Raw genomic sequence first — 23,363 nt, 5'->3', positions numbered from 1 at the left:
CACGCCTCATGCATCAGGTGTCGCTGTCGTCTTCCTCGCGCTCCTCGGTGCCGTTCCTGTTCGACGGCGGCATGTTGCGATTGCGGAAATCCTTCGAATGCAGACCGTGTTTCTTCAACAGCATCTGCAAATGCGAGCGGTTCATGTCGATACGCCGCGCCAGTTCCGCCACCGTGCCGTTGACCTCCCGAAGCCCACGTTCGAGAAAAGCTTTCTCGGCGTCATCGCTTGCGGCGCGCTTCGCATCGCTGAGCGACATGAGGTTCGCCACGCTGATCGGCTGCTGGCCCGTCGCGCTCGCCGCGCCTTGCAATGCCGCGACCGACCCAGGCGCGGCGGGCCGCATGTCATTAGGCAGATGCTCGACGTCCGCCATATCGCCGGCGAGGCACGAGATGCGATACATCACATTGCGCAATTCGCGGATGTTGCCCGGATACGCGTAGTTGAGCAGAAAGTCCCGCAAACGCGGGGTCAATCTCACCGGCCTGCGTTTGAGCGTGCCGGCGGCTTCGTCGCCGAACCAAGCAATCAGCAGTGGAATTTCGTCGCGGCGTTCGCGCAGCGGCGGCAGCGTCACATGAATCACACTGAGCCGATAGAAAAGATCTTCACGAAATCTACCCTCCTCGCTCAGCTTGCGCAGATTGCGATTCGTTGCCGCGACAATACGCGTATCGACGGCGATAGTCTCGTCGGACCCCACGCGCTGAATCTCATGCGCTTCCAATACGCGCAACAACTTGACCTGACCCGCGAGCGGCAACTCGCCGATTTCGTCGAGAAAAATGGTACCTGTATGCGCGCTTTCGAATTTCCCTTTGCGATCATTGGATGCGCCCGTAAACGCGCCCTTGCGATGACCGAATAATTCCGACTCCAGCAGATTGTCCGGAATCGCGCCGCAATTCACAGAGATAAACGGCTTGTCCGCGCGCGAGCCGTTCGCGTGAATCACCTTCGCCATCAGTTCCTTGCCGGTGCCGCTTTCGCCGTCGATCAGAACCGGCAAATCGGTGGGCGCGGCTTTCTCCGCAATTTCGAGCGATTCGAGCAAACGCAGATTGTCGCCGAACGTCCCTTCGAAAATGAAACTGCGCTCGAGCAACGCCTGTCGGCGCGCGCCGCGCGATTGCTCGACTCGCTGTTCGGGCTCGGCCGCGACGGCCGCTTGCACAAAGCGCTCTTTGTGCGAAAGCTGCATGACTTCGTCGCGCAGCGAAGTGGCCTGCCGGAGCAGCTTGTCGATGTCCGTGCGCTCCAGCCGCGACGACCAGCGCAGCGTCGAGCGCAAAATCTCGATCCGCTCGATCAAGCCCGCATAGGAAATCGCGGGGCTGATGTCTTCAACCTGGTCGAGTATCTTCATCATCACGCGCTCAGTTGTTTCTGAACCAGTTGGTAATACATGCCGCCACGTTGGATCAGTTCATCGTGACGACCCTGTTCGACAATCGCTCCTTCGTAAAGGACCAGAATTTTGTCGGCGCGCATGATCGTGCTCAGCCGGTGCGCGATGATCACCGCCGTGCGGCCCTTCAGAATGTCGTGCATGTTGCCGAGAATATTGCTTTCCGACTGCGAATCGAGCGCGGACGTCGCCTCGTCGAATACGAGCAGGCGCGGATCGTGATAAAGCGCGCGCGCAATGCACAGGCGTTGAATCTGTCCGCCCGACAGGCCGATCCCGCGCTCGCCGACAATCTGCTCGTAGCCGAGCGGCATCTTGCTGATGAATGCGTGCGCGTCAGCCATCTTCGCGACTTCCTCGATACGGCGACGGTCCGGCGCGTCGTCGCCGCTTGCGATGTTTTCGGCGATGGTGCCCGAAAACAGCAGATTGCTTTGCATCACGTAGCCGATCTGCGCGCGGTAATAGGCTTTATCGACAACGCCGAGATCGTAACCGTCGATAGTCATGCGGCCTTCGGTCGGCGCATAGAAGCCGACCAGCAACTTCGCGAGCGTCGTCTTCCCTGAGCCGCTGCGCCCCACAATCGCCACGAGTTCGCCCGGCTTGATGTCGAAGCTGATGTTCTCCAGCACGTAGGCGGAATCGTTGTCGCCATAGCGGAAATAGACACCGTTGAAGCTGATTTCGCCCTGCAATTCCGGCAACATCACACGCGAGGGCAAATCCTGCGGCTTCTGTTCTGGCTCGATGTCGAGCACATCGCCGAGGCGCTCCATCGCGACGCCCGCGTCGTTCAACATGCTCCACAAACCGACGAGTCCCATCAACGGACCCAGCACGCTGCCCATGAACGCATTGAACGCGATCAACTGGCCGATTGTCATTTCGCGCGCCAGCACCAGATTCGCGCCGACCCATAGAATCGCAATCGTCGTGGCGGCGTTCAGCAATTGACTGCCGAGTCCGACGAGAATGTTGAATGCATGCGCGCGATACTGCACTTCAAGCGCCTTTGCGTATTTTCTTTCCCAGCGCAAACGCACGGGTCGCTCGATGCCCATGCCCTTGACGGTCTCGACGCCCGCGAGCGCTTCCATCAGGAAAGACTTCGAATCGGTCGCAGCGGTGAACACCTCGCGCGCGTAGTTCTTGATCTTCGGCGTGGCCAACGCGGTCAGCGCCATGATCGGAATGACAAAGCCTATCAGCACAAGCGTCATCTTCACGTTGTAGACGAACATGATCGTGAAGTAGATGAACACCATCAGCAGATTGAGCGCGGTCGTCACCGTGGATTCGGTGAGAAACGCGCGGATGGTCTGGTTCTCCTGAAAGCGCGCGAAGATATCACCTGTCTTGCGCTTGGCAAAAAACGAAAACGGTAACGACAACGTGTGCTTGAAGAACTGCGACATCATCGCGAAGTCCATGTTGCGCACCATGAAGTTCGCGAGGTACGCGCGAATCGACGACATGAGCTGCGAGAACACATTGGCAATAATGAGCCCGCCTATCAGCAGATGCAGCAGGCTCACGTTCTGATGAACAATCACGCCGTCCAGAATGTTCTGGATGATCAGCGGTGGAATCACGCCGAGTACCTGAATCACGAACGTGGCAAGAAACAGGTGGCCGAGAATCTTTTTATACGGCGTCAGGTAGCCTATAAAACGTATCCACGGCGAGCGCGACGCCGATATTTGCAGCAGATGCGGGCCGCCAGTAAACAGCAGACAAGTGCCGCTCCAGCCACGCTCGAAGTCTTCGACTGTCAATTTGCGGAAACCGAGCGCCGGGTCCGCGACCCACACGTATTCGCTGGAAAGCCCATACACCACGACGTAGTGGTAGCCCTCCCAATGCACGATGAAGGGCAGATCGAAGCCACGCAGCGAATCGAACGTGCACTGCACGCCGCGCGCCGTGAAGCCGAGCGACTCGGCCGCGCGCGCGAGGCTGTCGAGCGTGGCGCCTTGCGTCGTCACATTGGCAAGTTCGCGCAGCTTGCCGAGGGTCATCGGAATGCTGTAATGACGGCACACCATCGCGAGACAGGCCGCGCCGCAATCCATTTCCTCGGCCTGTTCGACAAGCGCAAAGCGCTTGATGACTTTCTCGCCGAACTCCGGTTTGCTCTGCAAATCGAGCATCAACGGCAATTTGCGGCGCTGTTCGAGCCGCTTTTGCCGCTGCAATTCGCGGTCGCCGTAGCGAATACGTTCGTCCAGTACTTCGCGCAGTTTCGGATTGCGTTCGAGGATGAAATGAACCGTGCGTTCGGGAATCACCAGAAGCCGCGTATCGGTCGATGCAATCACCGAAGCCATCTGTTCCTGGCGCATTAAACACGCCTTCTCGCCGAATATCTCGCCTTCGCCGAGTGTGGCAAGCGTGTAGTCGCGCCCCTCCTCGCGCCGGACGATGCGCACTTCGCCCTGGCGCACGACATATAAGCGCCGGTCGTCGCGAGCTTCCTGCTTGAGAATTTCCTTGCCCGCCGCCACGCGTTTCACACCGACGCTGCGCACATATTCTTCCAGCTCGGCCTTATTCAGTTTTCCGCGCAAATCGAATAATTGCGCCACGAAGCCGCCAGCAGAATTGATCGCCACATAGCTCGCGACAAAAGTCAGCGCGGCCTGATTGCCGGTAATGACCGGCTCGATCGCGGCGCGTGGAATGAACAGCAACTCCGTCTTCGCCGACGCTCGCACCGACGTTTCGTGCACATACGTGCGCAACATCGCGATGTCGGCGAAGATCTCGCCCGACTTGCGCACGCCCATGCTGGTTTCCTTGCCGTGCTCCTCGACGAAGATGCGAACCGAGCCCGAGCGGATCACATACAAACCGTCGGCGGTCTCGCCCGCGGAGCACACCGTTTCGCCGAATGAATAGAAGCGTGCCTGCGCATATTCGGCAAGACGCTCGATCTCATCGCGCGAGAAGGGCGACAGTATTTCCACCGAGGCGAGAAATTCGGCGGTGGAAGGCGCGGTCTGGGGTGCATCCATAAGTGTGCGGACCTCGGTTCGGCGTCGCGTTGTTTCGCGTGATCAACGCGCTTCGATCACATGTTCTTGCGCGCGCGCGATCAACCAGCTTTCGCGCAGAAGCCGTCTGACTTCGGCGGCCACGTCGGCGTCGAGCGTGGCAGGATACTTGGCGGTCACCGCGAAGATCTCGAAGCACGAGCGATCCGCCGACGGAAACGGCCCAAGCAGTTCGCCCACCGCCGCATTGAAGATCTTCGCTTCGATGTCCGGCTTTAACGAACCGCGCAACACCTTGCCGATGACACCGCCCGCCTCGCGCGTATCGGCGATGGAATGCTCGCGCGCCATGTCGGCGAAACTGTCGGGATCGTCGTGGAGATACGAGATCATTTCCTTCGCCTTGCCCTCGCTGTCGAGCACGATGTGACTGACTTCGATCGCGTCGAACTTCGGCGAATTCAGCGCGAAGTAGTCGCGCACCGCTGCTTCGTTGCCAACCGCGTCGAGCATCTTCTCCTGATACAAACCATCGGTAATGAATGCCTCGAATTCGTCGAGACTCACGTTGAGCACGTCGAGGTATTGGTTCATATCCGTCGCACGATGCAAGCCGCGCACGCGGCGGAACTGGTCGGCGCGCTCCTGGATTTCATCGGCGCTGACCGCAAGGCCCTGCTTCTTTGCCGCATGCACCGTTAGCTTGTCGCGCACAATCTGTTCGATCAGGCTTTCGAACTGGCCCGTCAGTTTCAGAAGACGAATGAACTCGCCCACGTCCACGACTTCATCGTCGATTCGCACTATCGCGGTCATGTTGTCCGCTCCTTTGGTTGATGTGTGATCCGCGCGGTCAACCCGCCACCTGTCTGAACGGATCAAGCCCCAGGTCGATCAGCCGTCGCTCGCGCACCACGATTTCCGCGCTCGCTGTCATGCCGTAACGCAGCGGATAACGTGTGCCCGCGATCTCGTAGTAGTTCTTGTCGAGCGTGACGCGGCCTTCGTAGACCGGCTGCTTGTCCTGCAACGAAGGTTTGGTGGCCGGCGAAATATAGGCGAGCGTGCCGCTGATCAATCCGTAACGCTGATACGGAAACGCGTTGAATTTCAGCTTGACCGGCAAGCCTTCATGCAGGAACGCGCGATCATGTTCGGCGATCTCGATCTTCAGCACCGGCTTCGCGTCTTTGGGCGCGATGCCGCCGAGCGGCGAATTCGCCTGAACCTTGTCGCCACGCTGCGTCGACGCGACATCCGTGATCACACCGGAAACCGGCGCGAGAATCAGCAGGAAATTGTCCTTGTCGATGTTCTCGAAACGGATTCGCGCGGCCGCTTCCGATACGAGCCGCGCGCTTTGTAGTTGCAGCCGCAACTTGTCCTCCGCGTCGGTAATGTCGCGCACTGCCGAATCGTATTGAAGCTGGAGATCGGTAGTTTGCTGGCCGCTCGTTTCGAGTTCCGCATTCGCCTTCGCGTATTCGTGGCTCAAACGAAAGTCGAGTTCAGCCAGTTTCGATTGCGCCACGCGATAGGCGTTGTCCGCTTCCAGCGCGGCAGTGCGTTTCTGCTCCACTTGCAATTCGGCAATGCCGCCGCCGCCCGGCTGGGCGAATAGCTGCGAATAACGGTCCAGTTCCTGGTGCGCCGCTTCTCGCGTGCGGCGCGCGTTGTCGAGCGCGCTGCGTGCTTCGTCGAGTTCGGCTTTCTGTCCTTCGGCGAGTTTCGTCGTGCCTTCCGACACGCGGTTTTCGTGCTGACGCGCTTCCACTTCCATTTGCGCCTTGAGCGCGGCGGCTTTGCGTTCCATCAGCGCTTTCTTCTCGGGAAACTGCTTCCAGTCGCGCTCGGCATCTTCGAGTTTCAATTGCGCCTGCAATGCGTTACTGGCGGCCTCGATGGCGCCGCGCGCGTTCAGCCGGGCGAGCACGTCGCCTTTCGACACCGGCTGTCCTTCGGCGATATAGAGGTCGGCCAGTTCGCCGTCGATGGGCGCATAGATGCGCCGCACTTCCGATTCGGGCGATAGCGTGCCCTGCGCGCTGACGATCACATCCGCGCGTCCCACGAACGACCACAAGAGCCCCGCCACCACCAGCGCGACCATCGCCCAGATCAATGCGCGCGCGAGCCGCACCGGCTCGGCGGTAAGTATCGCAATGCCTTCGACGCTGTGATCCTCCAGCGCCTCGTAAAGCGGTTTAGGGTGACTGTCGCGTTTCACTCTGTTCGCCTCCAATCAGCGCGAGCTTCGCTTTCAGAAGTCCGGGGTCCAGCACCATGCGCAGTTCAGTCAGCGAGCGGCGCTGCAAGGTTGTCTCGGCCTCGATATCCGCGAGCAAGCGGTCGAAGTCCGCGGGATGGTCGGCCTTCAGTTGCGAATAAATGCGCATGCCTTGCTGTGCCGACGTTTGCGCGTCGGAAAGCAGGCGCGCCTCGCTGCGGAAGCCCGGCGAGATGCCGCCTTCGAGACGCTGCGTGCCGCCAATCGAGCCGGCTGCTCGATACTGCTTCCACAGGCTTTGCGCGCGCAGCATCAGATCTTGCGCGCGAGCCAACGCTTTATCGTGCAATGCAGCGACGTCCTTCTGGATCGACTGTGCGAACCACACGTCCGTTACCGGATCGAGACTCGCGTAGAAAGACAGCAAACGCTGGTCGTAATCTTTGCCGCCGCGCGTTTTTTGCAGATCGTTGTATTGGCCGAGTAGCGCCTTCTTGTGAGCGAGTTCGGTCGCGAGTACATCCGACCATGGGCCGGCAGGCATCGACTGCAATCCGGCCAGCGCCTGTTGCGCGTCGCCGCGTTGCCACGCTGCCGCGACCGCGTCGTGGCGCTGGACTACATCGGCGGAGGGCAAACGGGTCGCCGCGAGTTGCCGATATTGCGCCTGAAACGGCGGCGTGCTGAAACGCGCGGTCTTCATGAGCGAAAGCAGCGTGCCCAGTTGACGAGCCAACGCCGCCTCCAGCAACGCCGAGTACTGGCGCAAATCGTCACGCACGCGGTCGAGTCCCGCGAGACGCGGATAGCGCTGCGCGTAATCGTCGAGGACGGGCGGCAGCGCCGCGGGTTTGTCGCGCGCCAACTCGGTGCGGATCGTCTCGTTCAGCCGCTCGATGGCGGCCACGTACACCGAATCGTCGCTCTCCAGTTTGCGCAGATGGCTCATGGCTTGCGCGTACGGCTCCGAAAAAACAGGCGCATATGACGCGATTCTGTCCAGCGCGCGTTGATGACTCTTTGGATCGTCGTCCCAACGTTGCAGCAAACCGTTGATGGTCGTTTCGTCCGCATACATGCGAATCGGCGCTTCCACGCCGCCGCGCGCCGCGACGAATCGTTCGAGATCGCCGACCCATTGCAGCTCGGCGATCAACGACGCCGCGTCCGCATTGTTGGCGGACAGCGACTTCATCTCGGCGAGCCGCGCATCGGCCTGATCGAATTGCGCCTTTTGCAGCGCGTCGAGCCAGCCGGGAAGCTTCGACTTGAGCAGCGCCTCGCTCGCGAGCGCGCTGACTTTCGTGTCAGCGGGATGACTGGCCAGATAGCTTTTTGCCGACTGCACCGCGCTCGTGTAGTCGCCGCTCGCGAGCAGATGTCTCAACTCGCGCTCCGACGAACCTCGCAGATAAAGCGCCATGCCGAGCGCGCCGAGCAGCACGACGCCCACTCCACTCCATGCCGCGATGCGTCGCACATTCGTGCGCTCGCTGGCCGCGAGCGCCTTGCGCAATTCGCTCGCGACGAGGCGCCAGCGTCGCGGCCTGCGCTTCGAAACGCCCGTGACGTGCGCGCCATGTGCAGCGTTCGCGCCCCCGTCCGCAGCCTGTTTGCCGTTCGCGTTGAGGGCCGCGCCCGCTGCTGCCGTTGCCGAACCGCCGGCTGGCGACGCGCGCTTCGCGTGGGTGGACGCAGCCTGCGCGGCCTCGTTGACCTCGTCATCGCGTTGCCGCGCCGGATCGACGCAGAAGATATCGAGGAACGAATGCGCCGCGCCCACGAACGTCGTCTTGTCGGCGTCGGCGCCCTCGTCGGCGGAAGGGTTGAGGAGCAGTTGGGTCACGGTCGGCTCGTTTTCAGTCGGCTTTTGCAGCGTCACCGTGTAGACGAAGTGGTCGCCGCCAAATGCAACGGCGTCGCCGTCCATCAGCGGCACCGCGGATTCATCAAGACGCTTTCCGCCGACGAATGTGCCGTTCGTGCTGCCGAGATCTTCGACGTAAAGCTCCGAGCCCTTCAGAAAAATATGCGCGTGCCGCCGCGAGATGTAATTGACCTGATGCGGATAGCGGTCCTTGTAGCGCGCAAAAACGTCGTCGGCCTTGCTGACGAGAAACGGAAACGCCAGCACTTCGATGGGCTGAAGTTCGAGATCGCCGCGCTGCGGCACGAGCAGCAACGCCGGCGCGCCCGGCGAACTCTTCGCGGCCACAATGCGCGCGCGCGGCTCCATGCTCACGCGATAACGCAGCTCGCCGCCAAAGCACAACTCGTCTCCCGCGCGCACGCGCGCCGGCGTCTGGCGCACCGCGATGCCGTTGACCGTCGTGCCGTTCTTGCTGCCGAGATCGGCGACATAGACCGCCCCGTGCTCGATGAAAACGCGCGCGTGGCGGCGCGACAGCCGCGCCGTGCGCTCCGCGGGGTAATCGGTGAAAGGCGCTTCGCTGCGCCCGATGGCAAAGAGGTTGTCGACAATTCGGATAGCGTCGAGCGCGGGGCGCTGCGTGGACGCAAGCGGCGAGAGCAGCACGTCGAAAGCGGTTTCGACTGTCGCGCGCGTCTCGGCAATCGGAGTTTCGCCGTCCACCATTTTATCCGGATCACTAATCGTTTACCCGTTGCTGCGAGAGCGCAACGGAACCAGCACGAACGACGACGGCGAGCGCATCCTGTTTTAGGGAGCCATTGCAAAGCAGGCTCCTCACAAATTGTAAGTCACGCATGGCCAGAGTCAATTTCCAATCGTCGGTTATGAAACGATGGGCGCGCGACATGAAAACGACCATGCGCTTCGCGTGCGCGGCATCGTGGATTAGCTCAACACTCCTTTACTTTCCGTTCACTTTTCCTTGGCTTGCGCCTCTACATCGACATTAGGCCAGCCGCCGCCGAGCGCCTTGTAAAGCAGTACGGTGTCGGACAAAATCAGTTGATGATTGCCCAGCAGCGCCTGCTGCGCGTCGAGCAGCGTCCGCTCGGTTTCGAACACTTCGAGCTGCGACACGACGCCGAGCCGCAATTGCGACTGAATCTGATCAGCCACGATTTGCAGACGATCCACCTGCTGCTGCAATTCAACTCGCTGCGCCTTGTGCGAGTTCAGATTGACCAGCGCGTTTTCCACTTCCTCGAATGCGCCCATCACGGCTACGCGATACTGCTGCTCAGCCACCGTCGATTCCGCCTGCGTGACTTTCACATGCGCGCGCACGCCCGGATCGAGCAGCGGAATATTGATGCTGGGCATGAAGCCGAACGTGAACGATTTCAGCAAGTCGGTCAGCGCGAAACTTGCTGTGCCGCCGTGCCCGGTGAGGCTGATGGACGGCAATTGCGCGAGCTTCGCCTGACCGACGAGGTCGTAGGCCTCCAACACGCGGAACTCCGCGGCCACGACATCCGGACGCCGCGCGAGCAGTTGCGCGGGCAGGCCGTCGGGCACAGCGGGCAACTGCACGCGCTGCTGCAAGTGTCCGCGCGGCAACTGGAACTCGCCGGCGGGCACGCCGATCAGCGTGCACAGCGCGTTATTCGCGAGATCGCGAGAACGTCGCAAGTCGAGCAACTGGTTCGTCAGGCGGTTGATTTCAGCCTGCTGGCGCAGCACCTGCGTCTGCGGGATCAGTCCGCTGCGGCGCTGGCCATCGTAGATCGTCAGAATTTGCCGGTTGGTGATGAGCGTTTTTTGTTGCTGGTCGATCTGGTCGTCGAACTGAAGGATCTGGAAATAGGTGCTGGACACATTCGAAACCAGTTCCAGATAGCCGGCACGCCAATCCGCTTCGCTCGCGTGAAATTCGGCCTTTTGCGCCTGCACGCCTTTTTCGACTTTGCCCCAGATGTCGATGTCCCAGTTCACCTGGCCCGCGAGGTTGTACTGCTTCGAGAAGGTCTGCCCCGTGCTCTTTTCGAAGTCGGCGCCCGCGCCGAGGTCCATGGTCGGCAGCCCGCCCGCCTTCGCTTCGCCAATCTGCGTGCGCGCCACGTCGATGCGCGCGGCCAGCACCTTGATATCGAAGTTGCCGCCAATCGCTTTTGCGATCAGCGTATCCAGCGTGGTGTCGTGGAAACCTTTCCACCAATCGGGCTCGATGGTCGCCGCCGCCGAAACCGGCGCGCCCTTCTGATCCGACCACGACGCTTTGGCCGGCGTATCCGGCCGCTTGTAGCCGGGCATGCTGACGTCGACACACGCGCATAGGGAAACCGCTAATGCCGCAGCCACGGAGTAGTTGAAGAAGCGCTGACGGATCGGTGAATCAAGCAACGCTGACACGATGTTCTCCGATGACGCCCACTTCATCGCATGACCGGAACGCGTGACGCAACGCATGATGCAAGCGCACGCTTCAAGTAAAGCATCTCCTGCGCCGCTTCACCATCGAAGCAATGCATGAAGGAAAGCGAGGGAGATGTGCGGCGAAGAGGTGTCGCGTGAAAAGAACGATTGGACGCGAGATGTTTTTGAGGATCGCGATGAGAAGCCGCGGAGGCCGGTTGGCCCCCGCATCGGCCACGCCGATTACGACACCCAGATGTTGTTGCTCGATTCCACGTGCGGATCGATCGTGGTGGTGGCGCCCGCCACGAACGCAGCGTTGTTGCCGTTGGCGTTCTGGATGTTCATCGTCGTGCTGATCAGTTGCGTCGCATCGACCTTCTTGCTGTTGTTCGGCGCATAGACCGGCGCGTAGCTGAAGTACGACGAGGTCGGATACAGGTAGCCCGTACCGCCGCGCACGGCGCTCATCGCCTTGCTGTCGAGTTGTTCGGTGATGGACAGGTCTTTGATCATCAGCGTGTTCATGGCAAATCTCCTGAAGGGAAGGTCACAGTGCTTGCGGTTGGGTTCGAGCAACTTGTCTGCTCGAGGGTCACTAACGCATGGGCTGTGCCAGTTTTGTTTTCCGCTCCTGAGAAATTTGCCGAAATGCCTTGCATAAAGGCCTTCGGCGCAAATGCGGCTTCGCGGCGAAGGCCTTTCGGAAGATACGGCCAATGAGAGGTGGTGGATCGCAGCCAACAAACTGTGTTGGGTGGTTGGCTGCGGCGAGACACGCGATTCAACGCGCGATGACGGTGATCTTCTTCGAGTACACCGGCGGATTGTGCGGAATATGCATGTCGTCGCCCAACAATAGCTGCAGCGTGTGCTTGCCGGGCGGCAATTGAATCATGGTCTCCGTTTCACCCGCGCCGAAATGCAGGTGATTGCGGTCCGAGGGTATTTCCTGATCCATCGGCGGCAAGTCGGTGTCGATCAGAAGATGATGGTGACCCGTGTTCGGATACTTGACGCCCTTCGGCGCCACGCCCATGAAACGCAAGCCGAACCACACGCGAAACGGCTTGTTGGCCGGCACCACCTGGCCGTTGTTCGGATAGCCGATATAGGCATACGCGCCGGGAGGCGCCGGTGTGCTTCCCGCCACGGCGACATTGGCCATGCCCCAGGCCGCCGACGCCACCAGCGCCGCGACTGCGATGAGCTTGTACATGAAGGTCTCTCCGTCCTGAGCGGACCGCGCGGGTCTTATTGCACGATGATGGTGATCTTTTTCGAGTACACCGGCGGCGAATGCGGCACGTGATTGTGGTCGCCGAGAATCAGTTGCAACGTGTGCTTGCCCGGCGGCAACTCGATGCGCGCATCCGTCTCGCCCGCACCGAAGTGCAAGTGGTTGCGATCCGATGGAATTTCCTGATCGAGCGCGGGCAGGTCCGTGTCGATCAGCAGATGGTGATGCCCTGTGTTCGGAAACACGACGCCCTTCGGGCACACGCCCATATTGCGCAGGCCCATGCGCACCCACAGCTTGCCGCCGTGAATGACCGCGCCATCCGGCGGCCAGATGATGTACTCCTCGGCGCCGGGCGGCGACGGCGTGGACTCCGCGAAGGTGGCGAGCGGCATCGCCATGCCGGCGATCATCACGGCGAGCAGCATCCGCGAAATCACGCGACATCGCGCACTCGCCGCGAAACGCCAGTTGAGAATAGCGGGGATGTGGGTTCTTCGCATGGCGCACTCTCCCGAAGAGCGGTCGTGACCATCTCGACTGCAGAAGACAGCGGGGGCAATTCTGCTGCGTTCGCGGGCGCGCGTGATCCGGCGGCCGCGTGATTAAAACGACCATGCCGCGTTGCTTTGTGAATTAGCTTAGGACGTAACTTGCCAAAAAGAAACGCCACGCTCGTTAACCGTATAGCGCACTCGGTAGAAGTGTTGGTTGTGACCCGTCACGCGCGTGCTATGGTTGTTGATACGCTGCGAGAGGAATGGTCGAAGACGCGTCGAATGACTCGAATGCCTATGTTCTGTCCGGAACAAACAGGATGCGAAGATGTGGCGAATATTCCTGCTGGTGTGCATGACCGGGGCCGTCATGATGGATTGCGGCAATGCGTTTGCCGCGCGGCCGCGTGAGACCACAAGCGCGGCGAAGGTGATGACCGTGGCGAGCAATGCGTTCGCACCATTCGCATCGGTCGCATCGGTCGCCCCGTTCGCACCGCAGCATGAATACGCGGGCGCGCAACGCGTCGCGCTGGTGATCGGCAATGGCGCGTATGGCGACAACGCAGCGGACGCCATCCGCCAGAATGCGCCTCGCGATGCCGAAGCCATGGGCCGCACTCTGCGTGCGCTCGGTTTCGATGTCATCGTTCGCGCCGATGCAACGCCGCAGGACATGCAGCAGGCGATTGCGGAATTCCGCGAGCGTCTGCGCGCGGGCGGTGTCGGTCTGTTCTATTTCGCCGGACACGGTATGCAGCTTGGCGAGCAGACGCTGCTGATTCCCAGTGGCCTCGACACGCGCTCGCCCGCGTCATCGGTTCGCTTCGGCGTCGATCTGAACGACGTTTTGCAGGCCATGCGTGCGCCCCGTGACCGGCAACTCAATGTCGTGATCCTCGATACGTGCCTCGACAATCCGTTTGCCGCGAATGTCGCAACTGAATTGCCGGCGCTTCCATCGAACACCGTTGTCGCCTACGCAACCGCTGCCGGCGGCTTTGCGGCGGATGGCGCGCACCATGGCATCTACACGCGCACATTGCTGCGCGCGCTGCGCGATGCGCCTGCGCAGCCTTTGTCCACTTTGCTGGCACACGTGGCGACCGAAGTCAGACAGGCAACGGGCGGCAAGCAGATACCGTGGAGCGCTTCGTCGCTGAGCGCTTTCGCCGATGCTTCGCATCACGCCATGACAACGCCGATCGCCTCCGCGGCACGCGACGATTTCGTCGTGACGCTGCACAGCCGAGGCATTTTGCCGAAAGACAGCAGCGAACAATACGAAATCGCCTTCTGGAATTCGATCAAGGACAGCAACTATCCCGCCGACTACGAAGCGTATTTGAAGGCCTATCCGAATGGCCGCTTCGCTACGCTCGCGCATGCGCGCATCGATCGCTTGCGGGCGGCGGCTTCGAATGCGCCTGCCGTGGCGTCGCCCGCGCGTCCCGTTGCGCCGCCGAATGCGCCCGCGCAGCAGGCGGCACGTCCCGCGGCTCCCGCTTCATCTGCCGCTCCCGTGGCACGCGCCGCGTCCACGGCGCATCCCGCAAGCGCAGCCGCGGCTGCCGCGCCGGCTGTCGCCGCGGCCACGCAAAGCGCCGCAGCACGAGCGCCCGCCCCAGGCGAAAGCCGCGATTGCGCCGCGTGCCCCGTGATGATCTCGCTGCCGGCCGGCTCGTTCCAGATGGGCAACAGCAACGACGATCCTTCCGAGAAGCCCGTCCATCACGTGACGATTGGCGCGCCCTTCGCCATCGGCAAATACGAAGTGACGGTCGAACAGTGGAACGCGTGCGTCGCCGCGAACGCGTGTGCGAAGCTCACGCCCGAAAGCAATACGAACAAGGCCGCGCCGGCGCGCGATCTCAGTTGGGACGACGCGCAACAGTACGTGAAATGGCTCGTCAAACTAACCGGTAAGCCGTACCGTCTGCCGACGGAAGCCGAGTGGGAATACGCGGACCGTGGCGGCACCGCGACCGCTTACTGGTGGGGCGATCAGATGCGCAAGGGCAACGCCAATTGCAAGGATTGCGGCGACCCTTGGCACAAGGAAGGCCCGGAGCCGGTCGGCTCTTTTCCGCCGAACCCGTATGGCTTGTACGACATGAACGGCGGCGTCTGGGAATGGACGGCCGACTGCTGGCACAACTCCTATCAGTCCGCGCCCGCCGATGGCCGCGCGTGGGACAGCCCCGGTTGCGACATGCGCGTGATTCGCGGGGGCTCGTGGCGCGAAGGCGGCACCTACATGTTGAGCGCGACGCGCTTCAAATACAGCGCGGGCGTGCGGCAGTCGCAAGATGGATTTCGCGTCGTCAAAGACCTGAAGTGAGCGCGTGATCGGGGCGCTCTCGCGGCTCACTGCGCGTGCGGCTTCGTGGTGATCGGCGCGAAGTCGGCAACGATGCGCTCGCGGCCGAATTTCGCGCCGATTTGCGCGAGCCGCGTGTCGAGCGCGCGCAGATAATCGGCGCGCGATTCCGCTTCGGGACGCGGCTTGTCGAAGAGCGGCGCGGGCGTGATCAGAAGCACGACCATCTCTGAGCCGAACGGCTTTGAAATGACCCAGTCGCCCGCGCCGCCGATGGTCGCCGAATAATGCGGCGGCGCCTGATTGTCCTTCGCGCGCGGGCTCGGCACCATGTGCACGACGTTGCCGTCGAGCTGATAGTAGTCGAGGTTCACATACGAGTCGTAACCCGGCGTGGTGACGTCCACCACCAGCGAATCGCCTTCGTTCAATTGACCGCCAGGCGGCCGCACCTGCAAGCCCGCAATGTGGCCGGCCTGCCAGTTCTGCGTCCAGTACGGCGCGAGCGCCTTGACGGTATCGCACTTGTCGTCGGCGAGCGGGGCGACGTCGAGCTTCAGCGCATCCACGCCGGGCAGCGCGGACAAATCGTTCTGTAGACGCGCGGTGCCGTAACGCTGCGAGACATAGCCGCGCACCGTCAACGTGTGATCCTGCGTCGAAGCGGACAACGCCGAACACGGCACCTGCGCAAGCGCCGGCGTGACGGCGGCGAGTGTCAGCGCGGGCTTCGGTGCGGGCGGCGGCGTGGTTTGCACAGGCGGCGTGGACGACGCCACAGCAGCCGATGCGCCCGTCGCTGAACTTGCTGGCGCAACGCCCGGTGTCGCGATCACCGCGCCCGTTTGCGCCGGCGACGAAGCCGCCTGATCCAGGCGCGCCTGCGATGCTCCGGCGCGCAACTGCCCCTCGCTCTGACGGTTCGGCGCGGCTCGCCACGCGAACACGCCCACGGCGGCGGCGCAAATCACCGCGAGGCCCGCGAGCCCCGCCTTCGCCAACGCGCCGGATTTCTCCGCGCGCGCTTCGTTGTCGAACTCCGCGATGAAGCGCGCAACGCTCGACATGCGCGTCGCGCGCTCGAAGGAAAGCGCCGCCCGCAAGGCGCGCCATTGCCTGGCATCGAGATTCGGCGGCCGTTGCGGCTTGAATTCGGCGTTGCGCGCCTGAGTCGCCGACAAACGGTCGAACGGATGATGTCCGGTCAGCAGCTCATAGGTGATGCAACCGAGCGCGTAGATATCGTCGCGTGGGTCCGGCTCGCGATGCTCGATCATCTCCGGGCTCGCATACGCGGGCGTCAACGCGCCGAGACTGCCGGGGTCGAACACAGTCGCATCGCTCTCCTCTTCGGGCCGCTGAAACACGCGGGCGATGCCGAAGTCGATCACCTTGACTTCGGCATTCGTCGTGAGAAAGACGTTGGCAGGTTTGAAATCGCAGTGCACAAAGCCGCGTTCGTGCGCGTATGCGAGCGCGCTGCACATGCCGCGCACGATCGGCAGCGCGGCGCGCACGGGCATGCCCTGATAGCCCGGCGTGCGCAGCAACTGGCTCAGCGGCTTGCCGGACAGATACTCCATCGTCAGATAGACGATAGGGCCGTCGCGATCGAAGTCGTACACCGTGATGATGTTGCGATGGGCGAGCACCTGTGCCTTGCGCGCCTCGCGCTGCAATGCGACGAGCGAATTCGGATTGCCGCGAAACTGGACGTTCAGCACCTTGATCGCCAGATATGGCTTTCTGTCCGACGCCTCGAGCTTGCGCAAATCGAGCGCCTTATAGACGGTGCCCATTCCGCCCACGCCCAGGCACTCTTCGAGCACGAAGCGGTTGTTCAGCGTGTCGCCGGTGCCTTTGATCTGGTCGTGTCCCGGCACAGCCGCGGCAAACGATGCGTTGGCCGCGTTGGCCGCGTTATTCGCATTGGCCGCCTGCGCGGAAGCCGCCGAGCCGGCTGAAGAAATCTCCACCGTGGTCTGGATGCCGGTTTCGTCGCCGCCGGCCGCCACATTCGACACGCGCATCTGCTCGATGCGCCGCCTCACTTCAATGTAAAGATCCTCCGGCAGCGGCGCCTTGCGATGCGCGGCGCCGAGCATGTCCAGCAGTTGCAGCGGACCGAGGCCTTCGGTCTGCAACGTGCTGTCGAGCTGCGCAACGAACTCGTCACGAGACAGCTCGCCGTTCTGGAAGTCGTGAATAACACGGGCAAGGCTAGCCATTTGTGCGAGACACCGCCGCTGCCGTAGATCCCGATCGCGTGCGACCGAGGCTCGTCCGGCCGATAGAAAAGTTGTCGTAACCGGTTACATGTGCCGCTTCGATACTAGCTCCCGGCCTGCTCTTTCGCAAACCAGGATTGCCCCGCGCGAAGCGAAGGCCGCGCCTGTCGCGCGCGATCCAACAGACCACCCTGCTTTGTCGGGCGAGCGCCACCACTCGCGGCGTGCCGGATGACCGCCATGCAGTGCCGCGCATCTCGTCGTGCGCGTCAAAGTGCTTATCCAGCAAGGCTCTGCAAACTTTATTAGGAACCTTGAATAAATCTGGCATAGGCCGTGCATTAGTGACACTCGAGCAGACAAGTTGCTCGAACCCAGCCGCTAAACGGCGACCATCCCTTTCAGGAGATTTACCATGAACAAGCTCGCGATCAAAGACCTGGCCATCACCGAACAACTCGACAGCAAGGCCATGGGCGCGGTGCGCGGCGGCTTCGGCCCGTCCGTGTCTTACTACAACTTCAGCCCGGTCTGGGCGCCGAACAACAGCAAGAAGGTCGACGCAACCCAGTTGATCAGCAACGAGCTCAACATCCAGAACGCCAACGCCAACAACGTTGCGTTCGCGGCTGGCCTGACCTCGACGATCGACCCGTCGGTCACGTCGAGCAACAACATCCACGTGTGATGTGCGGCGAGGCGAAGTGGTCGCCTGTCCGGGCCGCTTCGCCTCGCGCCAATCGCCATCCTCTTGCGCACACCTTTGGAGAAACACCATGTCAGCCCTCATGATTCGCGATCTTTCCCGCACGTGTGAGCTCGACCGCCGCGCGATGTCGGCGGTGTCCGGCGGCACGGGCAGCAGCGTTCCCGGACTCCCGTCGGTCGGCGGCCTCAGCGGCATTGCCAATGTCAACGTCTCGGTGAACCAGAACCTCACGCAGTTGCAATTCGTCAACGTCTCCGCGTTCAACGACATCGGCTACGTCGGCGCGGGCGTCCCGCCGCTGCATCTGAACGTGAACCCGTATCTGTCGGGCGCCAACTACGCGGCTGTTTGACGGCGTGCAGTAGCGAAGAACCGGGGGCTTCCCTACTGCCGTCCGCATGTCTGCCGCAGGCAGCGCGAAGACGGATTTCCTATACTCATAGTGCGACGAGACCACAGCACTGTGGCCCCCACTTGCGAGCGCAGACCGGACCATCGCACCGGCTAACCGCCCCGCTTCTTCGGCGAGTTCATCATGGCCAAGCTTCTCATCAGAGACCTCACGGATAGCGTCGAACTCGACCGCGAGGCAATGGCCGCCATTGTCGGCGGCGCGCGCATTGGCGCGCGATTGAGCAGCGCCGCGCCGCTCGTGCCCAATTCGGCGCGCGTCGTCGAATTTCCGCCCGGCTTTCCGGCAGCGCATCAGACCATCGCGAAGGTCGCCACAACACGCGACACGCGGCGCGGCTAGTTTCGCAATCACGATTTCATCAGAGCGGCATGCGTGATCGACGCGTGCCGCTTTTGCTTGGCGCCATGCAGGCGGCTCACTCGCCAACCAACAGTTCTCGTGCGATTCGTGGGCTTCGGCCGCACACTTTGTTTGCGCTTTTCGTTCCGCGAAAGCGGCTTTTTTCAGGCACGCCGCGCGCATGCTTGTTCCGACTTGCATTGCTGCTGGCAGCGAAAGTCGCTCGTGAATCGCGTGCAAATTGGCATATGCCTTGCAGAAGCCGAAGCGGGCACCGCATCGTGCTCGACTCTTCTCTTCAAGGAGTATTGCCATGAAAGCCACCGTCATCATTAAAGACCTGCCGCCGCCCGCCGAGTGCGCCGATCCACCCACCACGCTGACCGGCGGCGAGATGAAGCTCGTGCGCGGCGGCAGAGCGGTCGTTGTCACCGTCGACGGAGGAGGCCTCGGCCACGTCGACGACTTCGATATCAACACCGCCATCTTCGAAGGCCGCATCAAGGGCACCTATTTGTAGGACGCTCGAGATGTCCGCAATTGGAAATGCGCCGCGCCTCGTCGTTTATTGTCGAGGCGCGGCTTTTTACTGGCACGCCGCGCCGGGCATGTGGCTTGCTCGATAAGGTTCACGGCGCTGTCCGGTGTCGCAAGCGCATCGTGCGCGAAGTCACTCCGACGTTGCTCAAGCGGCAGCGCCATCAACCAAGCGGAGGTCATATATGTTGGGAACTATTCTTCTGGTTGTGCTGATTCTCCTTCTTATCGGCGCATTGCCGACGTGGCCGCATAGCCGTTCGTGGGGCTACGCGCCAACGGGCGGTCTCGGCGTCGTGGTGATCGTCGTGATCGTGCTGCTTATCGCCGGGGTGATATAGCCATTGCGTGAAGTACTCACATCAGTCAGTTCATAAAGGCCAGGCCGCCGGATGTCGATGCAGTGAACTGCTCGCCTCCCCGGCGGCCTCGCTGTGTGATGACGAAATAAAGCCGGACTCAAGCCAAACCGAAGCCACACGCAGACGCATTCGCCGCGGGAAAAAGAGCCATGGAAAAGTTACTCGCCGATCAGATCGCGCTCGTGACGGGCGCAAGTTCCGGCATTGGCCACGGCGTTGCGAAGGCGCTCGCCGATGCGGGCGCGTGCGTGCTGCTGAACTACCATTCGCATGCCGGATCGGCGGAAAAACTCGCCGAGGAAATCAATCAATCGGGCGGCGCTGCGATCACCGTTCAAGCCGATGTCTCCAGTCCGGCCGACATCGATTCAATGTTCGACGCGTGCCGCGCGCGCTTCGGCACAGTGGATATCGTCGTGGCGAATTCCGGCTTGCAGAAGGACAGCGCGTTCGCCGACATGACGCTCGACGATTGGCAAACGGTGTTGGCCACGAATCTGACCGGACAATTCCTCACAGCACAAGCCGCGGTAAAAGAATTTCGGCGACGCGGACCGCGGCCCATATCGAAAGCACTCGGCAAGATCATTTGTATGAGTTCGGTACACGAGATCATTCCATGGGCCGGGCATGTCAATTACGCCGCGTCGAAGGGCGGCATTCAGATGCTCATGAAATCGCTCGCGCAAGAGGTCGCGCCGGAACGGATCCGCGTCAATTCGATTGCGCCTGGCGCGATTCGCACGAAGATCAATCATGATGCGTGGGACACGAGCGCCGCGCGCGACAAACTACTGCAATTGATTCCGTATGGCCGCGTCGGCGAAGTCGAAGACATCGGCAAAGCCGCCGTGTGGCTCGCCTCGGACAATAGCGATTACGTTGTAGGCACAACGCTTTTCGTCGATGGCGGCATGACGCTGTATCCGGCGTTCGCCGACAACGGTTAGACCTCGCCGCTGTCATCGGCTTGCAGATTCTGTGCATGGGTCGCGGTGTGGCGCGAACACGCGAGCACGACTAATCGACGGAACAATGAACGCGTTGACCACCCAAACACCGCAGGCAATAGCGGCAAACCGTTTGCGGATTTTCCGCGACGCGCGCAACCAGCGCGATGCAATGAGCAACGTGAAGCGCGTGCAGTCCAGCATCGTGCCGCGCGAGAATCTACCTTGATTGACGGGGCTTTTGCGCATGCGCACTATTTTCACGCGATGCTCGCGAGTATGTCAGGCACGCCCCATGCTGAAACTCCTTCGCAATCCAACTCGATACGAAAGGAGATACATCATGCCTTACCTACTTGGCTGGCTTCTCGGTGTTCCGGTGATCGTGCTGGTCATTCTGTACCTCATCTTCCATTGATCCTTCCAGCACTACCTCGTGGCGCGGCCCTTGTGTGGCCGCGCGTCTTTTCACTCCGCGCTGCGGGCGATGCTTCGTCGCGCTGCGCATCGCCCATCACATCCGATCTTCGCGGCGACCGACTCTGCGCCGATACATGCATTCGTTTCCGGGGCGAGCTTTTTCGCCGCGGTGGGGTGACGCCGCAGTGTTTCTCGCGTGCCGCCTTCTGTCAAAGCAGCGATTCACCGTAGCAACTTGTGGCCGCAAAGGATCGCCGGGCGGTAGGCGATCCGGACGGTTGTCCCGGTCACGAATGCACGCTAAAAATATACCGGACGCCGCTCTGGATAGGCTTCCTAAAGCGCCATACGGCACATCGACTATCGGGATGTTCTTCCGTTAGAATTGTCTTCACACGGACAATCTTCCGATAGAACCATGAGCATCAAAAATCGCGCGCTGGATAACCAGGACCGCAAGATCATGCGCCAGTTGCAAAAGAACGCGCGCCTGAGCAATGCGGAGTTGGCCGAACTCGTCGGCATGTCGACCACCGCTTGCTGGAATCGCACGCGGCAACTGGAAAACGAGGGCTATATTCGCGGCTATGTCGCGTTGCTCGATCAGCAGAAGCTGGGCTTTGCGGACATCGTGCTGCTCGAAGTCACGCTGGATCGTCACGACGACGACGCGCTCGCGCGCTTCGGCGCGGAACTCGCCACGCTCACTGAAGTGCTCGAAGCGTATCTCGTGTCGGGCGATTACGACTATCTCGTCAAGGTGGCTGTTGACGGTACTGCCGGCTACGAGCGATTCCTGCGCGAGAAGCTATACAAGATCGCGGGCATTCGTCATAGCCGTTCGATGTTCGCGTTACGCTGCATGAAGAGCATTCCGTCGGTGCAGGTGTAATGCGCTAGCGCGCGCATTCAACTTTCATATTCAACTTTCGCGCAACGGCTTCTGGCTCGCGGCGAAGGCCGCGCCGCCCGCCAGCAGCAGCGCGGAATAGATGAGTCCGCGCGCGAGACCCGCGCCGTCGGACACCCAGCCGATCACCATTGGCCCGACAATCTGCCCGAACGCAAACACGATCGTGAATGCACTGATGCCTTTGGCCCAGTGTCGCGCCGGCAGGTTGTGGCGCACGAACGCCGTGGTCGATGCGACCGCCGAAAGAAACGTCGCCCCGAACAGCGCGCCCGATACGAACGCGACCCACGGTTGCGTGAACAACGCGGGCAGCAGCGTCGCGACCGCGAGCAGCGCGTTGAGTACCGCGAGCGCCTGGCCGCCGCGCATGCGATCGAGCAGCGTGGACCACACGCGCGCGGACAGCACGGTCGCGATGCCAAGCAACAGATAGAAGCCCGTCACGACAGCGGCGCTCATGCCCGCGTTGCGCAGCAGCGCCACGATAAACGTCATGTAGCCGATATAGCCGACGCCGAATAAACCGTAGCCGGCGAGCGCGCGCGCGAAATGCGGCCAGCGAGGGGCATCGGCGATATGAGCGGATTGCGCGGCGGGCGCTGCACTCGCATGCAGGCCTTCGATCTTGCGCGCCGCGCTGATGGCTGCGGCAGCGAACAATGCGCAGACAGCGGCCAACGCGAACCATGCGAATTGCCAGCCATGCAGGCGATCGAAAATGGTCAAGGGCACGAGTACCGAGGACGCCACGATGCCCCACCCCGTGCCGCCGTAATAGAGGCCGAGCACGAAGCCCGCATCGCCTGGTCGCGCCGATGCAAGCCGCGCGGCCAGCACGCCGCCACTGATGAAAATCGCCGCGCTGCTCGCGCCGGTGATCACGCGCAAGACAAGCAGCGAATTCGTGTCCGCGAGGAAACCGCTGCCGGCCATGAGAACCGCCGTTGCCGCGCAGCCGGCCACGAACAGTTTGTCGGCGCGCCAGTGACGCGCGAGCCGCGGAAAAGCGAGCGCACCGAGCAGATAACCGAGCGCATTGGCGGTGTTCATCGCGCCGGCCTGAGCGAAGGTCCAGCCGAGGTCGAGCTTCATCGACGGCAACAGCAACGCGTACGCGAAGCGTGCAAGTCCCAGGGCGATCGCGCTGCCTAACGACAGCGCCGCGGCCAGCATCAACGTTGGAAAACGCTGCGCAGACGGGTTCGCCATGGAGGAACGCGCGACATCGAATGGATTGGTCGGCATGGGCTTGAGCGGTTGAAGGGCCATGCTGCTGACTGGTTTTATTTTCTCAGCTTGCAGCGCTTCGTCATCATATATGGAGACGTCGGGCGGGGCTGACAGTTAGTTGCATTGTGTGCGTCGTGAGCTTGCGGACAGCAACGCGGTCAGCAGATAGAAATGTGCCCGCGTCGACATCATCGCCATGCCAGCCGACGCAATACCCCGTACAGCATGATCCGCGTGATCTGCAACCAACTCTGAGACTTGTCTGATCGCATTGAGGCGACGTC

At 61.7% G+C, this 23,363-nt stretch carries 19 protein-coding genes and 1 pseudogene; 9 read left to right on the top strand and 11 right to left on the bottom strand.

What is annotated here, in order from left to right; all coding sequences use genetic code 11:
- Nucleotides 1-13: 13 nt before the first annotated feature.
- From VOM14_RS01190 to VOM14_RS01150, 9 genes are all read right to left on the bottom strand, one after another.
- Nucleotides 14-1,372 (bottom strand): sigma-54 interaction domain-containing protein, encoded by a 1,359-nt coding sequence (locus VOM14_RS01190; protein ID WP_327626834.1) that lies wholly within the window; start codon nucleotides 1,370-1,372, stop codon nucleotides 14-16.
- Nucleotides 1,372-4,428, bottom strand: a complete 3,057-nt coding sequence (locus VOM14_RS01185; protein ID WP_327626833.1) for a peptidase domain-containing ABC transporter — start codon at nucleotides 4,426-4,428, stop codon at nucleotides 1,372-1,374. Before VOM14_RS01185 ends, VOM14_RS01190 begins: the two co-directional genes overlap by 1 nt.
- Before the next feature lie 42 nt (nucleotides 4,429-4,470).
- Nucleotides 4,471-5,223 (bottom strand): peptidylprolyl isomerase, encoded by a 753-nt coding sequence (locus VOM14_RS01180; RefSeq protein WP_327626832.1) that lies wholly within the window; start codon nucleotides 5,221-5,223, stop codon nucleotides 4,471-4,473.
- A 37-nt stretch (nucleotides 5,224-5,260) separates the two neighbouring features.
- Nucleotides 5,261-6,634 carry an HlyD family efflux transporter periplasmic adaptor subunit gene (locus VOM14_RS01175; RefSeq protein ID WP_327626831.1) on the bottom strand — a complete coding sequence of 458 codons (1,374 nt, stop codon included), beginning with the start codon at nucleotides 6,632-6,634 and terminating at the stop codon, nucleotides 5,261-5,263.
- Nucleotides 6,612-9,230: an FHA domain-containing protein gene (locus VOM14_RS01170; RefSeq protein WP_327626830.1), complete on the bottom strand. Its 2,619-nt coding sequence runs from the start codon at nucleotides 9,228-9,230 to the stop codon at nucleotides 6,612-6,614. The genes VOM14_RS01175 and VOM14_RS01170 overlap by 23 nt, the downstream gene beginning before the upstream one ends.
- A gap of 249 nt (nucleotides 9,231-9,479) precedes the next feature.
- Nucleotides 9,480-10,943 (bottom strand): efflux transporter outer membrane subunit, encoded by a 1,464-nt coding sequence (locus tag VOM14_RS01165; RefSeq protein ID WP_442955501.1) that lies wholly within the window; start codon nucleotides 10,941-10,943, stop codon nucleotides 9,480-9,482.
- Between the two features lie 219 nt (nucleotides 10,944-11,162).
- Nucleotides 11,163-11,447: a hypothetical protein gene (locus tag VOM14_RS01160; RefSeq protein ID WP_327626828.1), complete on the bottom strand. Its 285-nt coding sequence runs from the start codon at nucleotides 11,445-11,447 to the stop codon at nucleotides 11,163-11,165.
- 256 nt (nucleotides 11,448-11,703) lie between these two features.
- Nucleotides 11,704-12,138: a DUF4399 domain-containing protein gene (locus VOM14_RS01155; protein WP_327626827.1), complete on the bottom strand. Its 435-nt coding sequence runs from the start codon at nucleotides 12,136-12,138 to the stop codon at nucleotides 11,704-11,706.
- 35 nt (nucleotides 12,139-12,173) lie between these two features.
- A complete protein-coding gene (locus tag VOM14_RS01150; RefSeq protein ID WP_327626826.1) occupies nucleotides 12,174-12,662 on the bottom strand; it encodes a DUF4399 domain-containing protein in 489 nt (162 codons plus the stop codon).
- Between the two features lie 322 nt (nucleotides 12,663-12,984).
- Here VOM14_RS01150 and VOM14_RS31400 point away from each other — a divergent pair.
- Nucleotides 12,985-13,806 (top strand): annotated as a pseudogene (locus VOM14_RS31400) (caspase family protein); the annotation flags it as partial.
- A 42-nt stretch (nucleotides 13,807-13,848) separates the two neighbouring features.
- Nucleotides 13,849-14,997, top strand: a complete 1,149-nt coding sequence (locus VOM14_RS31395) for a formylglycine-generating enzyme family protein (protein WP_442955513.1) — start codon at nucleotides 13,849-13,851, stop codon at nucleotides 14,995-14,997.
- Nucleotides 14,998-15,023: 26 nt separating this feature from the next.
- On the opposite strand, the gene VOM14_RS01140 is transcribed toward VOM14_RS31395, so the two are convergent.
- A complete protein-coding gene (locus tag VOM14_RS01140) occupies nucleotides 15,024-17,204 on the bottom strand; it encodes a serine/threonine protein kinase (protein ID WP_327626824.1) in 2,181 nt (726 codons plus the stop codon).
- Nucleotides 17,205-17,619: 415 nt separating this feature from the next.
- Between VOM14_RS01140 and VOM14_RS01135 the strand changes: the two genes are divergently transcribed.
- The 7 genes from VOM14_RS01135 (at nucleotide 17,620) to VOM14_RS01105 (ending at nucleotide 21,828) form a co-directional block, all read left to right on the top strand.
- The gene (locus VOM14_RS01135) at nucleotides 17,620-17,892 is read left to right on the top strand and encodes a hypothetical protein (protein ID WP_327626823.1); all 273 of its coding nucleotides are present in this window, start codon (nucleotides 17,620-17,622) and stop codon (nucleotides 17,890-17,892) included.
- 88 nt (nucleotides 17,893-17,980) lie between these two features.
- On the top strand, nucleotides 17,981-18,265 hold the full coding sequence (locus VOM14_RS01130; protein WP_327626822.1) for a hypothetical protein: 285 nt from the start codon (nucleotides 17,981-17,983) through the stop codon (nucleotides 18,263-18,265).
- A gap of 183 nt (nucleotides 18,266-18,448) precedes the next feature.
- A complete protein-coding gene (locus VOM14_RS01125) occupies nucleotides 18,449-18,667 on the top strand; it encodes a hypothetical protein (RefSeq protein ID WP_327626821.1) in 219 nt (72 codons plus the stop codon).
- 313 nt (nucleotides 18,668-18,980) lie between these two features.
- Nucleotides 18,981-19,187 (top strand): hypothetical protein, encoded by a 207-nt coding sequence (locus tag VOM14_RS01120; RefSeq protein ID WP_327626820.1) that lies wholly within the window; start codon nucleotides 18,981-18,983, stop codon nucleotides 19,185-19,187.
- Nucleotides 19,188-19,389: 202 nt separating this feature from the next.
- Nucleotides 19,390-19,545 (top strand): DUF3309 family protein, encoded by a 156-nt coding sequence (locus VOM14_RS01115; RefSeq protein WP_327626819.1) that lies wholly within the window; start codon nucleotides 19,390-19,392, stop codon nucleotides 19,543-19,545.
- A 170-nt stretch (nucleotides 19,546-19,715) separates the two neighbouring features.
- A complete protein-coding gene (locus tag VOM14_RS01110; protein ID WP_327626818.1) occupies nucleotides 19,716-20,516 on the top strand; it encodes an SDR family oxidoreductase in 801 nt (266 codons plus the stop codon).
- A gap of 838 nt (nucleotides 20,517-21,354) precedes the next feature.
- A complete protein-coding gene (locus VOM14_RS01105) occupies nucleotides 21,355-21,828 on the top strand; it encodes an Lrp/AsnC family transcriptional regulator (protein ID WP_327626817.1) in 474 nt (157 codons plus the stop codon).
- Nucleotides 21,829-21,858: 30 nt separating this feature from the next.
- Here the strand turns inward: VOM14_RS01105 and VOM14_RS01100 are convergent, their stop codons facing one another.
- A complete protein-coding gene (locus VOM14_RS01100; protein ID WP_327627391.1) occupies nucleotides 21,859-23,058 on the bottom strand; it encodes a YbfB/YjiJ family MFS transporter in 1,200 nt (399 codons plus the stop codon).
- Nucleotides 23,059-23,363 lie beyond the last annotated feature (305 nt).

The sequence above is a fragment of the Paraburkholderia sp. MPAMCS5 genome (assembly GCF_036016995.1).
GTDB lineage: Bacteria > Pseudomonadota > Gammaproteobacteria > Burkholderiales > Burkholderiaceae > Paraburkholderia.
The sequence above is the reverse complement of the archived record's forward strand: the minus strand, read 5'-3'. Positions and strand labels throughout refer to the sequence as shown.

Coding starts and splice junctions, on each gene's coding strand:
- VOM14_RS01180 (WP_327626832.1), bottom strand. CDS start 5,223: ATGACCGCGATAGTGCGAATCGACGATGAAGTCGTGGACGTGGGCGAG.
- VOM14_RS31395 (WP_442955513.1), top strand. CDS start 13,849: ATGACAACGCCGATCGCCTCCGCGGCACGCGACGATTTCGTCGTGACG.
- VOM14_RS01165 (WP_442955501.1), bottom strand. CDS start 10,943: ATGAAGTGGGCGTCATCGGAGAACATCGTGTCAGCGTTGCTTGATTCA.
- VOM14_RS01150 (WP_327626826.1), bottom strand. CDS start 12,662: ATGCGAAGAACCCACATCCCCGCTATTCTCAACTGGCGTTTCGCGGCG.
- VOM14_RS01100 (WP_327627391.1), bottom strand. CDS start 23,058: ATGGCGAACCCGTCTGCGCAGCGTTTTCCAACGTTGATGCTGGCCGCG.
- VOM14_RS01190 (WP_327626834.1), bottom strand. CDS start 1,372: ATGATGAAGATACTCGACCAGGTTGAAGACATCAGCCCCGCGATTTCC.
- VOM14_RS01115 (WP_327626819.1), top strand. CDS start 19,390: ATGTTGGGAACTATTCTTCTGGTTGTGCTGATTCTCCTTCTTATCGGC.
- VOM14_RS01105 (WP_327626817.1), top strand. CDS start 21,355: ATGAGCATCAAAAATCGCGCGCTGGATAACCAGGACCGCAAGATCATG.
- VOM14_RS01160 (WP_327626828.1), bottom strand. CDS start 11,447: ATGAACACGCTGATGATCAAAGACCTGTCCATCACCGAACAACTCGAC.
- VOM14_RS01155 (WP_327626827.1), bottom strand. CDS start 12,138: ATGTACAAGCTCATCGCAGTCGCGGCGCTGGTGGCGTCGGCGGCCTGG.
- VOM14_RS01110 (WP_327626818.1), top strand. CDS start 19,716: ATGGAAAAGTTACTCGCCGATCAGATCGCGCTCGTGACGGGCGCAAGT.
- VOM14_RS01130 (WP_327626822.1), top strand. CDS start 17,981: ATGTCAGCCCTCATGATTCGCGATCTTTCCCGCACGTGTGAGCTCGAC.
- VOM14_RS01185 (WP_327626833.1), bottom strand. CDS start 4,428: ATGGATGCACCCCAGACCGCGCCTTCCACCGCCGAATTTCTCGCCTCG.
- VOM14_RS01135 (WP_327626823.1), top strand. CDS start 17,620: ATGAACAAGCTCGCGATCAAAGACCTGGCCATCACCGAACAACTCGAC.
- VOM14_RS01140 (WP_327626824.1), bottom strand. CDS start 17,204: ATGGCTAGCCTTGCCCGTGTTATTCACGACTTCCAGAACGGCGAGCTG.
- VOM14_RS01170 (WP_327626830.1), bottom strand. CDS start 9,230: ATGGTGGACGGCGAAACTCCGATTGCCGAGACGCGCGCGACAGTCGAA.
- VOM14_RS01120 (WP_327626820.1), top strand. CDS start 18,981: ATGAAAGCCACCGTCATCATTAAAGACCTGCCGCCGCCCGCCGAGTGC.
- VOM14_RS01125 (WP_327626821.1), top strand. CDS start 18,449: ATGGCCAAGCTTCTCATCAGAGACCTCACGGATAGCGTCGAACTCGAC.